Origin of the sequence: Streptomyces capoamus, from assembly GCF_014654935.1 — a bacterium.
Classification (GTDB): Bacteria; Actinomycetota; Actinomycetes; order Streptomycetales; family Streptomycetaceae; genus Streptomyces; species Streptomyces capoamus.
The window spans coordinates 96,795-110,436 of the sequence record NZ_BNBF01000009.1; the positions used below are offsets into that span (position 1 = coordinate 96,795).

A 13,642-nucleotide genomic window follows, 5' to 3' on the forward strand; every position below is an offset into this window, starting at 1 on the left:
TTCCGCATCGCCGACCCCGAGACCGGCGAGACCCAGCGCCGGCACGTGCCGAGGCTGCGCGCCTCCGACCCGATGCGCTCCTCCCGGGTCACCACCTTCCTGGGCGGCGCCAACGCCGTCCGCACCCGCGTCTTCGCGGACGTCGGCGGGCTCCCGGACGAGTTCTTCTACGCGCACGAGGAGACCGACCTCGCCTGGCGGGCCCTCGACGCCGGCTGGATGATCGACTACCGGTCGGACATGGTGCTGTACCACCCGACGACCGCGCCCTCGCGGCACGCGGTCTACCACCGCATGGTGGCCCGCAACCGCGTCTGGCTGGCCCGCCGCAACCTCCCCGTGCTCCTGGTCCCGGTCTACCTGGGCGTCTGGCTGCTGCTGACCCTGCTCCGCCGCCCCTCGGGGCCGGCCCTGAAGGCATGGTTCGGCGGTTTCCGGGAAGGCTGGACCTCGCCTTGCGGTCCGCGCCGCCCGATGCGCTGGCGTACGGTGTGGCGGCTCACCCGACTGGGCCGTCCCCCGGTCATCTGACAAGCTCGTCCTCGTGCGCCGGTGTGCCCGGCGCACGGCAGGACGACCCTCGAACGCGAACCCGAAGACGAAAGTTTCCAGACCTGTGAGTGAGACCACGCACGACGGTACGGTCGCGGTGACCGCGGCCCCGTCGCCCGACGAGGGACTGACGGCGGCCGAGCTCGCCGCCAAGTACGGGCTCTCCGTGAGCGGCGCCCGGCCCTCGCTCGTGGAGTACGTCCGTCAGCTCTGGGGACGCCGCCACTTCATCCTCGCCTTCTCCCAGGCGAAGCTGACCGCGCAGTACAGCCAGGCCAAGCTCGGCCAGCTCTGGCAGGTGGCCACGCCGCTGCTGAACGCGGCCGTGTACTTCTTCATCTTCGGGCTGATCCTGCACGCCAGCCGCGGCATGTCCCGGGACGTGTACATCCCGTTCCTGGTCACGGGCGTGTTCGTGTTCACGTTCACGCAGAGCTCGCTGATGTCCGGCGTCCGTGCGATCTCCGGCAACCTCGGCCTGGTGCGCGCCCTGCACTTCCCGCGCGCCGCGCTGCCCGTCTCCTTCTCGCTCCAGCAGCTCCAGCAGCTGCTGTTCTCGATGATCGTGCTGTTCGTCGTCGCGATCGGCTTCGGCAGCTACCCGGGCCCGGCATGGCTGCTCATCGTGCCGGTACTGGCGCTGCAGTTCCTGTTCAACACCGGTCTCGCGCTGATCGTGGCCCGCATGGGCGCCAAGACGCCGGACCTCGCGCAGCTGATGCCGTTCATCCTGCGGACCTGGATGTACGCGTCCGGCGTGATGTTCTCCATCCCCGTCATGCTGCGGGGCAAGCCGCACTGGATCGCGACGCTCCTGCAGTGGAACCCGGCCGCCATCTACATGGACCTGATGCGCTTCGCCCTGATCGACGGCTACGGCGCCGAGAACCTGCCCGACCACGTCTGGGCCGCGGCCGGCGGCTGGGCCGCGCTCTTCGCCGTGGGCGGTTTCGTGTACTTCTGGAAGGCTGAGGAGAGGTACGGCCGTGGCTGAGCAGAACACCGGGCAGCACGACGGGCTCGCCGGGGACGCGGGGGAGCGCCGCCCCACCGTCATCGCGGACGACCTGCACATCGTCTACCGGGTCAACGGCGCCAAGACCGGCAAGGGCAGTGCGACGGCGGCCCTGAGCCGGATCCTCAAGCGTGGCGAGGAGCGGGGCGTGCGCAAGGTGCACGCCGTGCGCGGGGTGTCCTTCGTCGCCTACCGCGGCGAGGCCATCGGTCTGATCGGCTCCAACGGCTCGGGCAAGTCCACCCTGCTGCGCGCCATCGCCGGACTGCTGCCCGCGGAGCGGGGCAAGGTCTACACCGACGGCCAGCCGTCCCTGCTGGGCGTGAACGCGGCCCTGATGAACGACCTCACGGGCGAGCGGAACATCATCCTGGGCGGCCTCGCCATGGGCATGTCCCGGGAGCAGATCAAGGAGCGCTACCAGGACATCGTCGACTTCTCCGGGATCAACGAGAAGGGCGACTTCATCACCCTTCCGATGCGCACGTACTCCTCCGGCATGGCGGCACGCCTGCGCTTCTCCATCGCCGCCGCCAAGGACCACGACGTCCTCATGATCGACGAGGCGCTGGCCACCGGTGACCGGAAGTTCCAGAAGCGTTCCGAGGAACGCATCCGGGAACTGCGCAAGGAGGCGGGAACGGTCTTCCTGGTCAGCCACAACAACAAGTCCATCCGTGACACCTGCAACCGTGTGCTGTGGCTGGAACGCGGTGAACTGCGTATGGACGGACCGACCGAAGAGGTCCTGAAGGAGTACGAGAAGTTCACGGGGAAGTGACGCCTTTCGGCCAGGGCCCCGCCGGAATTCGTCCGGCGGGGCCCTGCGTCTGCAAAGGAAGCGTCAACTCGCCCTGGCCCTAGGAATCTTGGAGCCAATCGGTGTGTTGTTGTGATGTGCGGGACACCCCGACGGTCCGTGCCGCGTTGTACAACGTAAGCTGTACCGGTGCCGGAAACCGGCAAGTGGGGCGATAATGCGCGACACCCTGCGACGGGACGGCCCTCCACAATGCGGGGCGGCGTGTCCGAAATAGTGTGTATTGGGTCGGCAGTGTAGAACGGGAGATGTGACGGCAATGGCTACGGAAACTCCCCTGCTCACCGCAGCATGTGCCGTCCCCGCGCCGGGCAGCGCCCGATGACGGCGACCCGCACGGCGCCCGACCCGGAACGCGCCACCCTCGACAAGGCCGCGGGCGAGAACTTCCCCGTGGCCCCCTTCTTCCTGCCCAGGGCCTGGCGCGAGGACCTCATGGCCGTCTACGGCTTCGCCCGCCTCGTGGACGACATCGGCGACGGCGACCTCGCCCCCGGCGGCGCCGACGCCCGGCTGCTCGGAGTGCCGCCCGCCGCGGCCGCCGACCGGCTGGTCCTCCTCGACGCCTTCGAGGCCGACCTGCGCCGCGTCTTCGGCGGCACCCCGCGCCACCCGCTGCTGCGCCGTCTGCAGCCCACCGTCCGCCGCCGCGCCCTCACCCCCGAGCCGTTCCTCGGGCTGATCGCCGCCAACCGCCAGGACCAGCTCGTCACCCGGTACGAGACCTACGACGACCTCCTCGCCTACTGCGAACTGTCCGCCAATCCCGTCGGCCGTCTCGTCCTCGCCGTCACCGGCACCTCGACCCCCGAGCGGATCCGGCTGTCCGACGCCGTCTGCACGGCGCTGCAGATCGTGGAGCACCTCCAGGACGTCGCCGAGGACCTCGGCCGCGACCGGATCTACCTCCCCGCCGAGGACATGAAACGATTCCACGTCCAGGAAGCGGACCTCGCGGCGAAAACCGCGGGCGCATCCGTGCGCGCCCTGGTTGCATACGAAGCGCAACGCGCCCGCGATCTGCTGAATGAAGGCGCCCCCCTGGTGGGTAGCGTCCACGGAAGGCTGAAGCTGCTGCTCGCAGGGTTCGTGGCGGGGGGAAGGGCGGCGGTCAGGGCGATCGCCGCCGCCGAATACGACGTACTTCCCGGCCCGCCCAGACCCGGCAAGGTCCAGTTGCTGCGTGAGGCGGGCGTGATCCTGCGAGGAGAGGGGTGATCCGGACCGTGGAGTCTCCGCCGCACGTGTCCGCGCCGGTACTCGCCGCCTACAGCTACTGCGAGGCCGTGACCGGGCAGCAGGCCCGCAACTTCGCGTACGGCATCCGGCTGCTGCCGACGGCCAAGCGCCGCGCCATGTCGGCACTGTACGCGTTCTCCCGGCGCGTGGACGACATCGGCGACGGCGACCTGCCCGGCGAGGTCAAGCTGGCACGCCTGGAGGACACCCGGGCGCTGCTCGCCCGGATCCGCGAGGGCAAGGTCGAGGAGGACGACACCGACCCGGTGGCCGTCGCCCTCAGCCACGCCGCGGACGCCTTCCCGATCCCCCTCGGCGGCCTCGACGAACTGATCGACGGCGTCCAGATGGACGTACGCGGGGAGACCTACGAGACCTGGGACGACCTGAAGGTCTACTGCCGGTGTGTCGCCGGAGCCATCGGCCGCCTCTCGCTCGGCGTGTTCGGTACCGGACCGGGAACCGGCGGCGCCGAGCGCGCCGCCGAGTACGCCGACACGCTGGGCCTCGCCCTGCAGCTCACCAACATCCTGCGCGACGTGCGCGAGGACGCGGCCGGCGGCCGTACCTATCTGCCCGCCGACGATCTCGCCAAGTTCGGCTGCTCGGCCGGCTTCGCCGGGCCGACCCCGCCGGAGGGCTCCGACTTCGCGGGCCTCGTCCACTTCGAAGTGCGGCGCGCCCGGGCCCTGTTCGCCGAGGGCTACCGGCTGCTGCCCATGCTCGACCGGCGCAGCGGCGCCTGCGTGGCCGCGATGGCCGGCATCTACCGCCGGCTGCTGGACCGCATCGAGCGCGACCCGGAGGCCGTGCTGCGCGGCCGGGTCTCGCTGCCCGGCCACGAGAAGGCCTACGTCGCCGTGCGCGGCCTGTCCGGGCTCGACACCCGGCACGTGACCCGTCACGTCTCCCGGCGCTCCGTCCGGAGGCGCGCCTGATGCACCGCACCGCACCAGAGCCGGCCGGACGGGACGGCAGGCGACAGGCAACCCTCGCCTGCGGCGTGGCGTCCCTGACTGCGACGGCCGGGCGTGCACCGTTCAACCAGCACCCGCGCACCCGCGAGGGGCGCGGAGAGCTGCGCGCCCGGCCACGCCCGGCCCGCGGGCGGCCGGCCGCCCCTGCCGGCCCCGCCCGCGGAGCGCTCGCGCACGGACGGAAGGACGCACGATGAGCGACGGCTCACCCCCCGCGCCGGCGCGGCGCGGCACGCCGCGCACGGCGGACCGCAGCGCGGTCGTGGTCGGCGGCGGCCTCGCCGGTGTCACCGCGGCGCTCGCCCTCGCCGACGCGGGCGTCCGGGTCACCCTGCTCGAAGGCAGGCCCCGGCTGGGCGGCCTCGCCTTCTCCTTCCGGCGCGGCTCACTGACCGTCGACAACGGCCAGCACGTGTACCTGCGCTGCTGCACCGCCTACCGCTGGTTCCTCGACCGGATCGAGGCCACGGCGCTGGCACCGCTGCAGGACCGCCTGGACGTGCCCGTCGTCGACGTCGCCAAGCCCGAGGGGCGGCGGCTCGGCCGGCTGCGGCGCGACCCGCTGCCCGTCCCCCTCCACCTGGGGCGCAGCCTGGCCGCCTATCCGCACCTCTCGCTCGCCGAGCGCGCGGCCGTCGGGCGTGCCGCGCTCGCACTGAAGGGGCTCGACCCCGCCGACCCGGCCCTCGACGGCCAGGACTTCGGCAGCTGGCTGGCCGCGCACGGCCAGTCGGCACGCGCCGTCGAGGCCCTGTGGGACCTGGTGGGCGTCGCCACGCTCAACGCGGTCGCGGGCGACGCCTCGCTGGGGCTCGCCGCGATGGTGTTCAAGACCGGTCTGCTGTCCGACCCGGGCGCGGCCGACATCGGCTGGGCCCGCGTCCCGCTGGGCGAACTGCACGACCGGCTGGCCCGCAGGGCGCTCGACTCCGCGGGCGTGCGTACCGAGGTCCGTACACGCGTCACCTCCGTCTCTGTCAACGGGAACGGGGCGTGGAGCGTTCAGGTTCCCGGCGGGAATCTCGAAACCGACGCGGTCGTCCTGGCCGTACCCCACCGCGAGGCCCACGACCTGCTGCCGCCCGGCGCCCTCGACGCGCCCGAGCGGCTGCTGCGGATCGGCACCGCGCCGATCCTCAACGTCCACGTGGTCTACGACCGCCCGGTGCTGGCCCGGCCCTTCCTCGCCGCCCTCGGCACCCCCGTGCAGTGGGTGTTCGACCGCACCCACGCCTCCGGGCTGCGGACAGGGCAGTACCTCGCGCTGTCGCAGTCGGCCGCGCAGGACGAGATCGACACCCCCGTCGCCGAGCTGCGCGAGCGCTACCTGCCCGAGCTGGAACGGCTGATCCCGGGCACCCGCGCGGCCGTGGTGGAGGACTTCTTCGTGACCCGGGAGCGCACGGCGACGTTCGCCCCCGCCCCCGGCGTCGGGCGGCTGCGGCCCGGCGCCCGCACCAAGGCCCCCGGCCTGTACCTGGCCGGAGCGTGGACCGCCACCGGGTGGCCCGCGACCATGGAGAGTGCGGTCCGCAGCGGAGTGAGCGCGGCCGACGCCGCCCTCAGCGCCCTGGGCCGGCCCCGCCCCCGCCACCTCTTCGAGTTCGAGGAGGCGGCCTGATGCCCGACCGGCAGGCGGTACGCCCCCGCACCCCCGGCACCGCAACAAGAGGAGAGACTGTGCCCACTGTGCCCCCGGCCTCGACGCCCGCTCCACGGGCCGCGGTGGACGTCACCGCGCTGCTGGAGCGCGGCCGGACCCTGGCCACACCGGTGCTGCGCGCGGCCGTCGACCGCCTGGCACCTCCGATGGACACCGTCGCCGCCTACCACTTCGGCTGGATCGACGCCGCCGGCAACCCCGCCGACGGTGACGGCGGCAAGGCCGTCCGCCCCGCGCTCGCCGTGCTCTCCGCCGAGGTCACCGGCGCCGCCCCCGAGGCGGGCATCCCGGGAGCGGTCGCCGTCGAGCTCGTGCACAACTTCTCGCTGCTGCACGACGACCTGATGGACGGCGACGAGCAGCGCCGGCACCGCGACACCGTCTGGAAGGTGCACGGCCCCGCCCAGGCCATCCTGGTGGGTGACGCCCTGTTCGCCCTCGCCGGCGAGGTCCTGCTGGAACTGGGCACCGTCGAGGCCGGCCGCGCCACCCGCCGCCTGACCACCGCCACCCGTGCCCTGATCGACGGCCAGGCCCAGGACATCTCCTACGAGCACCGCGACCGGGTCACCGTCGAGGAGTGTTTGGAGATGGAGGGCAACAAGACCGGTGCCCTGCTCGCCTGCGCCTCCTCCATCGGCGCCGTCCTCGGCGGCGCGGACGACGCCACCGCCGACGCGCTGGAACGGTACGGCTACCACCTCGGCCTCGCCTTCCAGGCCGTGGACGACCTGCTCGGCATCTGGGGCGACCCGGAGGCCACCGGCAAACAGACCTGGAGCGACCTGCGCCAGCGCAAGAAGTCCCTGCCGGTGGTGGCCGCCCTCGCGGCCGGCGGCCCCGCCTCCGAGCAGCTCGGCGAGATCCTCGCCGCCGACGCCAAGAGCAGCGACTTCGAGAACTTCTCCGAGGAGGAGTTCGCGGCCCGGGCCGCCCTCATCGAGGAGGCCGGCGGCCGCGAGTGGACGGCCGCGGAAGCACGCCGTCAGCACACCGTCGCCGTCGAGGCCCTCGACACCGTCGACATGCCCGACCGGGTGCGGGACTCCTTCGCGGCGCTCGCCGACTTCGTCGTCGTACGGAAGAAATGACCCATATGGCTCGATGAGCCTCGCGTAGTCGCCGGCCGGTGCCCCAGGGTTCCAGGACACCGGCCGACGGCGGACCCACAGCAGCACGACTCGCACGACTGCACGAAGGGGAAGCCATGACAGCGACGACCGACGGAAGCACCGGGGCGACCTTGCCGTCCCGCGCTGCCGCGGCCAGCGACACCACCCTCACCACCCTCACCACCCCCGAGGCGACCGGGGTACAAGAAGCCGCCGCCCACGCCGCCCGGCGCGCCACCGACTTCCTGCTCGCCACCCAGGACGCCCAGGGCTGGTGGAAGGGCGACCTGGAGACCAACGTCACCATGGACGCCGAGGACCTGCTGCTCCGCCAGTTCCTGGGCATCCTGGACGACGACACCGCGCAGGCCGCCGCCAGGTTCATCCGCGGCGAGCAGCGCGAGGACGGCACCTGGGCCACCTTCTACGGCGGACCCGGAGAACTGTCCGCCACCGTCGAGGCGTACGTCGCCCTGCGCCTGGCCGGCGACCCGCCCGACGCCCCCCACATGGCGAAGGCCTCCTCCTGGATCCGCGAGCGCGGGGGCATCGCGGCCGCCCGGGTCTTCACCCGGATCTGGCTGGCCCTCTTCGGCTGGTGGAAGTGGGAGGACCTGCCCGAACTCCCCCCGGAACTCATCTACTTCCCCACCTGGTTCCCGCTCAACATCTACAACTTCGGCTGCTGGGCGCGGCAGACCATCGTGCCGCTCACCATCGTCTCCGCCAAGCGCCCGGTCCGCCCGGCCCCCTTCGCCCTGGACGAGCTGCACACCGACCCGGCGAACCCGAACCCGCCGCAGCCGCTCGCCCCGGTGGCGAGCTGGGACGGTGTCTTCCAGCGGCTCGACAAGGTGGTCCGCGGCTACCGCAAGGTCGCCGTGCGCACGCTCCGCAGGGCCGCGATGAACTCGGCGGCCCGCTGGATCATCGAACGCCAGGAGAACGACGGCTGCTGGGGAGGCATCCAGCCCCCGGCCGTGTACTCGGTCATCGCCCTGCACCTGCTCGGCTACGACCTGGAGCATCCGGTGCTGCGCGAGGGCCTCGCCTCGCTGGACCGCTTCGCCGTCTGGCGCGAGGACGGCGCCCGGATGATCGAGGCCTGCCAGTCCCCGGTCTGGGACACCTGCCTGGCCACCATCGCCCTCGTCGACGCCGGGCTCCCCGTCGACCATCCGCAACTGGTCAAGGCGGCCGACTGGATGCTCGGCGAGGAGATCGTCCGGCCCGGCGACTGGGCCGTACGGCGCCCGCAGCTCCCGCCGGGCGGCTGGGCGTTCGAGTTCCACAACGACAACTACCCGGACATCGACGACACCGCCGAGGTCGCCCTCGCGCTGCGCCGGGTCCGGCACCACGACCCCGAGCGCGTGGACAAGGCCATCGGACGGGCGGTGCGCTGGAACCTCGGCATGCAGTCGAAGAACGGCGCCTGGGGCGCCTTCGACGTCGACAACACCAGCCCGTTCCCCAACCGGCTGCCGTTCTGCGACTTCGGGGAGGTCATCGACCCGCCGTCCGCCGACGTCACCGCGCACGTCGTGGAGATGCTCGCCGCCGAGGGCCTGGCCGACGACCCCCGCACCCGGCGCGGCATCGACTGGCTGCTCGCCGAACAGGAGCCCGACGGCTCGTGGTTCGGCCGCTGGGGCGTCAACTACATCTACGGCACCGGCTCCGTGGTGCCCGCCCTGACGGCAGCCGGCCTGCCCGGCTCCCACCCGGCGATCCGGCGGGCCGTGGCCTGGCTGGAGAGCGTCCAGAACGACGACGGCGGCTGGGGCGAGGACCTGCGCTCCTACAAGTACGCCAAGGAATGGAGCGGCCGGGGTGCCTCCACCGCCTCGCAGACCGCGTGGGCGCTGATGGCACTGCTCGCGGCGGGGGAGAAGGAGTCCAAGGCCGTCGAGCGCGGCGTCCGGTGGCTGGCCCAGACCCAGCGGGAGGACGGCACCTGGGACGAGCCGTACTTCACCGGCACCGGCTTCCCCTGGGACTTCTCCATCAACTACCACCTGTACCGGCAGGTGTTCCCGCTCACCGCGCTCGGCCGGTACCTGCACGGCGACCCCTTCGAGCGCAAGCTGCTCGCCAGGAAGCCTCGTTCCGGGACCAAGGTGAGCTGAGGTGCGCGACCAGCCCGCCCCGGCCCCGCTGCTGATCGCCTGCGCGCTCGGCATCGAGCGCCTCGCCCTGCGCACCGGTGATCACGGCGGCGCCGGCGGGCCGGTGACCGTCGTCCGCACGGGCATGGGCCCCCGTGCGGCGGAGCGCTCCGTCACCCGGCACCTGGCCGGCCCGGCGGCGGCCGGCACGGCCGTGCTGGCCACCGGCTTCTGCGCCGGGCTCGCCCCCGGCATGCACCCCGGCGACCTGGTCGTCGCCGAGGAGACCCGGGACCCGCGCGGGGCCGTCCCGTGCGTGGGCACCGAACTGCTGGTCAAGGAACTCGTGCGCCTGCTGCCCGGACGCACGGTCCACACCGGCCCGCTCACCGGCTCCGACCACGTCGTGCGGGGGCCCGAGCGGTCCGATCTGCTCGCCACCGGCGCGCTGGCCGTCGACATGGAGTCGGCGGCCACGCTGCTGGCCGCCGTCCGCGCGGGCGAACGCCCGGTCGCGGCCGTCCGGGTGGTCGTGGACGCTCCCGAACACGAACTCGTCCGGATCGGCACGGTCCGCGGCGGGATATCCGCTTTCCGTGTGCTCCGTTCCATCCTTCCCGCATTTTTCGAATGGCACCGTTCTTTGCTGCTCCCCCGGAGGTGAGCCAGATGGCCATGCCGTTGCGCCAGTCCATCAAGGTCGCTACATACCTGGCCGAACAGAAGCTCCGCAGGCGGGACAAGTTTCCGCTCATTGTCGAGCTGGAACCGCTGTTCGCCTGCAATCTGAAGTGCGAGGGCTGCGGCAAGATCCAGCACCCGGCCGGTGTGCTCAAACAGCGCATGCCGGTCGCCCAGGCGGTGGGCGCGGTGCTGGAGTCCGGGGCGCCGATGGTCTCCATCGCCGGTGGCGAACCGCTGATGCACCCTCAGATCGACGAGATCGTCCGGCAGTTGGTGGCGAAGCGGAAGTACGTCTTCCTGTGCACCAACGCGATGCTGCTGCGCAAGAAGATGGACAAGTTCACGCCCTCGCCCTATTTCGCCTTCGCCGTGCACATCGACGGACTGCGCGAGCGGCACGACGAGTCGGTGGCGAAGGAGGGGGTGTTCGACGAGGCGGTGGCGGCCATCAAGGAGGCCAAGCGGCGCGGCTTCCGGGTGACCACCAACTCCACCTTCTTCAACACCGACACCCCGCAGACCATCATCGAGGTGCTCAACTTCCTCAACGACGACCTCAAGGTCGACGAGATGATGATCTCGCCCGCCTACGCCTACGAGAAGGCCCCCGACCAGGAGCACTTCCTCGGTGTCGAGCAGACCCGCGAGCTGTTCAAAAAGGCCTTCGCGGGCGGCAACCGCAGGAAGTGGCGGCTCAACCACTCCCCGCTCTTCCTGGACTTCCTGGAGGGCAAAGTCGACTTCCCGTGCACCGCCTGGGCGATCCCGAACTACTCGCTCTTCGGCTGGCAGCGCCCCTGCTACCTGATGAGCGACGGGTACGTGCCGACGTACCGCGAACTCATCGAGAAGACCGACTGGGACAAGTACGGCCGCGGCAAGGACCCGCGCTGCGCGAACTGCATGGCGCACTGCGGCTACGAGCCGACCGCCGTCCTCGCCACCATGGGATCCCTGAAGGAGTCGCTGCGGGCGATGCGCGAGACCGTCTCCGGGAACCGGGAGTGAGGCGGTGACCGCCGTACCCCTGGGCCTCCCCGGGGTACCGGCCCGTCCGGTCGCGCCGCGGCGCCCGTCGCGGCGGATCCAGGTCGGGCCGGTGGCGGTCGGGGGCGGAGCCCCGGTGTCGGTGCAGTCGATGACGACGACCCGTACGTCCGACATCGGCGCCACCCTCCAGCAGATCGCCGAACTCACCGCCTCCGGCTGCCAGATCGTCCGCGTCGCCTGCCCCACGCAGGACGACGCGGACGCCCTCGCGACCATCGCGGAGAAGTCCCGGATCCCGGTGGTCGCGGACATCCACTTCCAGCCGAAGTACGTGTTCGCGGCCATCGAGGCCGGCTGTGCCGCCGTCCGGGTGAACCCCGGCAACATCAAGAAGTTCGACGACCAGGTGAAGGAGATCGCGCGCACCGCCAGGGACCACGGCACGCCGATCCGCATCGGCGTCAACGCCGGCTCCCTGGACCGGCGCCTGCTGCAGAAGTACGGCAGGGCGACCCCCGAGGCCCTGGTCGAATCGGCCCTGTGGGAGGCGTCCCTCTTCGAGGAGCACGACTTCCGCGACATCAAGATCTCGGTCAAGCACAACGACCCGGTCGTGATGATCGAGGCCTACCGGCAGCTCGCCGAGGCCTGCGACTACCCCCTGCACCTGGGGGTCACGGAGGCCGGCCCGGCGTTCCAGGGCACGATCAAGTCGGCCGTCGCCTTCGGGGCGTTGCTCTCGCGCGGCATCGGGGACACGATCCGGGTGTCGCTGAGCGCACCGCCCGCCGAGGAGGTCAAGGTCGGCATCCAGATCCTCCAGGCGCTGGGGCTCAGAGAGCGGCGGCTGGAGATCGTCTCCTGCCCGTCCTGCGGCCGGGCCCAGGTGGACGTGTACAAGCTCGCCGAGGAGGTCACCGCGGGCCTGGACGGCATGGAGACACCGCTGCGGGTGGCCGTGATGGGCTGCGTGGTCAACGGCCCCGGCGAGGCCCGCGAGGCCGACCTCGGCGTCGCCTCGGGCAACGGCAAGGGCCAGATCTTCGTCAAGGGCGAGGTCGTCAGGACCGTCCCCGAGTCGAAGATCGTTCAGACCCTGATCGAGGAGGCCATGAAGCTCGCCGAGCGGACGAGCCCCGCAGACCAGTCGAGTTGAGGCAAGCCACGGACCGAGAGGGGGCCCGAGCGTGACCATTCTGGAGAGGATCCGGGGACCACGCGACCTGAAGGCGCTGTCCGAGACGGAACTCGGGGAACTGTCGAAGGAGATACGTGAGTTCCTGGTGCACGCGGTGTCCAGGACCGGCGGGCACCTCGGACCCAACCTGGGCGTGGTGGAACTGACCGTCGCCCTGCACCGGGTGTTCGAGTCACCGGTCGACCAAATCCTGTGGGACACCGGCCACCAGAGCTACGTGCACAAACTGCTGACCGGCCGTCAGGACTTCTCGAAGCTGCGCGGCAAGGGCGGACTGTCCGGTTACCCCTCGCGCGAGGAGTCCGAGCACGACGTCATCGAGAACAGCCACGCCTCCACCGCGCTCGGCTGGGCCGACGGCCTCGCCAAGGCCCACCAGGTGCTCCGGGACGAGGGCCATGTGGTCGCGGTCATCGGCGACGGCGCGCTGACCGGCGGCATGGCCTGGGAGGCGCTCAACAACATCGCCGCGGCCAGGGACCGGCCGCTGATCATCGTCGTCAACGACAACGAACGCTCCTACGCCCCGACCATCGGCGGCCTCGCCAACCACCTGGCCACCCTGCGCACCACCGACGGCTACGAGAGGGTCCTCGCCTGGGGCAAGGAGGTGCTCCAGCGCACCCCGGTGGTCGGCACCACCCTCTACGAGTCCCTGCACGGCGCGAAGAAGGGCTTCAAGGACGCCTTCGCCCCGCAGGGCATGTTCGAGGACCTGGGCCTGAAGTACCTCGGCCCGATCGACGGCCACGACATCCAGGCCGTCGAGTCCGCGCTGCGCCGCGCCAAACGCTTCCACGGCCCGGTCCTGGTGCACTGCCTCACCGAGAAGGGCCGCGGCTACGAACCCGCCCTCGCGCACGAGGAGGACCACTTCCACTCGGTCGGCGTGATGGACCCGCTGACCTGCGAGCCCCTCACCCCGTCCGCCGGGCCCTCCTGGACCTCGGTGTTCGGCGAGGAGATGGTGCGGATCGGCGAGGAGCGCGAGGACGTCGTGGCGATCACGGCGGCCATGCTGCACCCGGTGGGCCTCGGCGGATTCGCCGAACGCTTCCCGGACCGCGTGTGGGACGTGGGCATCGCCGAGCAGCACGCGGCCGTCTCCGCGGCCGGCCTCGCCACCGGCGGGCTGCACCCCGTGGTCGCCGTCTACGCCACCTTCCTCAACCGGGCCTTCGACCAGCTGCTGATGGACGTCGCCCTGCACCGCTGCGGGGTCACCTTCGTCCTGGACCGGGCCGGCGTCACCGGCACCGACGGACCCTCGCACAACGGCATGTG

Annotated in this window: 12 protein-coding genes and 1 pseudogene; all 13 read left to right on the forward strand. The window is 71.7% G+C overall.

Features of this window, described 5'->3' with window-relative positions:
* Positions 1 to 531, forward strand: a 531-nt coding sequence (locus IE312_RS40380) for a glycosyltransferase family 2 protein (protein ID WP_368860013.1), incomplete at its 5' end; no start/stop codon positions are given.
* An 85-nt stretch (positions 532 to 616) separates the two neighbouring features.
* Positions 617 to 1,546 (forward strand): ABC transporter permease, encoded by a 930-nt coding sequence (locus tag IE312_RS16395; RefSeq protein WP_189982442.1) that lies wholly within the window; start codon positions 617 to 619, stop codon positions 1,544 to 1,546.
* Positions 1,539 to 2,348: an ABC transporter ATP-binding protein gene (locus IE312_RS16400; protein WP_189982444.1), complete on the forward strand. Its 810-nt coding sequence runs from the start codon at positions 1,539 to 1,541 to the stop codon at positions 2,346 to 2,348. Before IE312_RS16395 ends, IE312_RS16400 begins: the two co-directional genes overlap by 8 nt.
* A gap of 360 nt (positions 2,349 to 2,708) precedes the next feature.
* Complete coding sequence (gene hpnC / locus IE312_RS16405; RefSeq protein ID WP_189982445.1) at positions 2,709 to 3,605, forward strand: squalene synthase HpnC; 897 nt, start codon at positions 2,709 to 2,711, stop codon at positions 3,603 to 3,605.
* Positions 3,602 to 4,564, forward strand: a complete 963-nt coding sequence (hpnD, locus tag IE312_RS16410) for a presqualene diphosphate synthase HpnD (RefSeq protein ID WP_189982447.1) — start codon at positions 3,602 to 3,604, stop codon at positions 4,562 to 4,564. Before hpnC ends, hpnD begins: the two co-directional genes overlap by 4 nt.
* A complete protein-coding gene (locus IE312_RS44135) occupies positions 4,564 to 4,800 on the forward strand; it encodes a DUF6380 family protein (protein ID WP_368860014.1) in 237 nt (78 codons plus the stop codon). The genes hpnD and IE312_RS44135 overlap by 1 nt, the downstream gene beginning before the upstream one ends.
* The gene (hpnE, locus tag IE312_RS16415) at positions 4,797 to 6,224 is read left to right on the forward strand and encodes a hydroxysqualene dehydroxylase HpnE (protein ID WP_189982449.1); all 1,428 of its coding nucleotides are present in this window, start codon (positions 4,797 to 4,799) and stop codon (positions 6,222 to 6,224) included. The genes IE312_RS44135 and hpnE overlap by 4 nt, the downstream gene beginning before the upstream one ends.
* The gene (locus IE312_RS16420) at positions 6,224 to 7,357 is read left to right on the forward strand and encodes a polyprenyl synthetase family protein (protein WP_189982451.1); all 1,134 of its coding nucleotides are present in this window, start codon (positions 6,224 to 6,226) and stop codon (positions 7,355 to 7,357) included. Before hpnE ends, IE312_RS16420 begins: the two co-directional genes overlap by 1 nt.
* Positions 7,358 to 7,473: 116 nt before the next feature.
* A complete protein-coding gene (gene shc, locus IE312_RS16425) occupies positions 7,474 to 9,507 on the forward strand; it encodes a squalene--hopene cyclase (protein WP_189982453.1) in 2,034 nt (677 codons plus the stop codon).
* 1 nt (position 9,508) lies between these two features.
* Positions 9,509 to 10,150, forward strand: coding sequence for a phosphorylase family protein (locus IE312_RS16430; protein ID WP_189982455.1), 642 nt, complete (start codon positions 9,509 to 9,511; stop codon positions 10,148 to 10,150).
* A 5-nt stretch (positions 10,151 to 10,155) separates the two neighbouring features.
* Positions 10,156 to 11,178: an adenosyl-hopene transferase HpnH gene (gene hpnH / locus IE312_RS16435; protein ID WP_189982457.1), complete on the forward strand. Its 1,023-nt coding sequence runs from the start codon at positions 10,156 to 10,158 to the stop codon at positions 11,176 to 11,178.
* 4 nt (positions 11,179 to 11,182) lie between these two features.
* Complete coding sequence (gene ispG / locus IE312_RS16440; protein ID WP_189982459.1) at positions 11,183 to 12,316, forward strand: flavodoxin-dependent (E)-4-hydroxy-3-methylbut-2-enyl-diphosphate synthase; 1,134 nt, start codon at positions 11,183 to 11,185, stop codon at positions 12,314 to 12,316.
* Between the two features lie 31 nt (positions 12,317 to 12,347).
* A pseudogene (dxs, locus tag IE312_RS16445) lies at positions 12,348 to 13,642 on the forward strand (1-deoxy-D-xylulose-5-phosphate synthase); the annotation flags it as partial.

Coding starts and splice junctions, on each gene's coding strand:
- hpnH (WP_189982457.1), top strand. CDS start 10,156: ATGGCCATGCCGTTGCGCCAGTCCATCAAGGTCGCTACATACCTGGCC.
- hpnC (WP_189982445.1), top strand. CDS start 2,709: ATGACGGCGACCCGCACGGCGCCCGACCCGGAACGCGCCACCCTCGAC.
- hpnE (WP_189982449.1), top strand. CDS start 4,797: ATGAGCGACGGCTCACCCCCCGCGCCGGCGCGGCGCGGCACGCCGCGC.
- shc (WP_189982453.1), top strand. CDS start 7,474: ATGACAGCGACGACCGACGGAAGCACCGGGGCGACCTTGCCGTCCCGC.
- IE312_RS44135 (WP_368860014.1), top strand. CDS start 4,564: ATGCACCGCACCGCACCAGAGCCGGCCGGACGGGACGGCAGGCGACAG.
- IE312_RS16420 (WP_189982451.1), top strand. CDS start 6,224: ATGCCCGACCGGCAGGCGGTACGCCCCCGCACCCCCGGCACCGCAACA.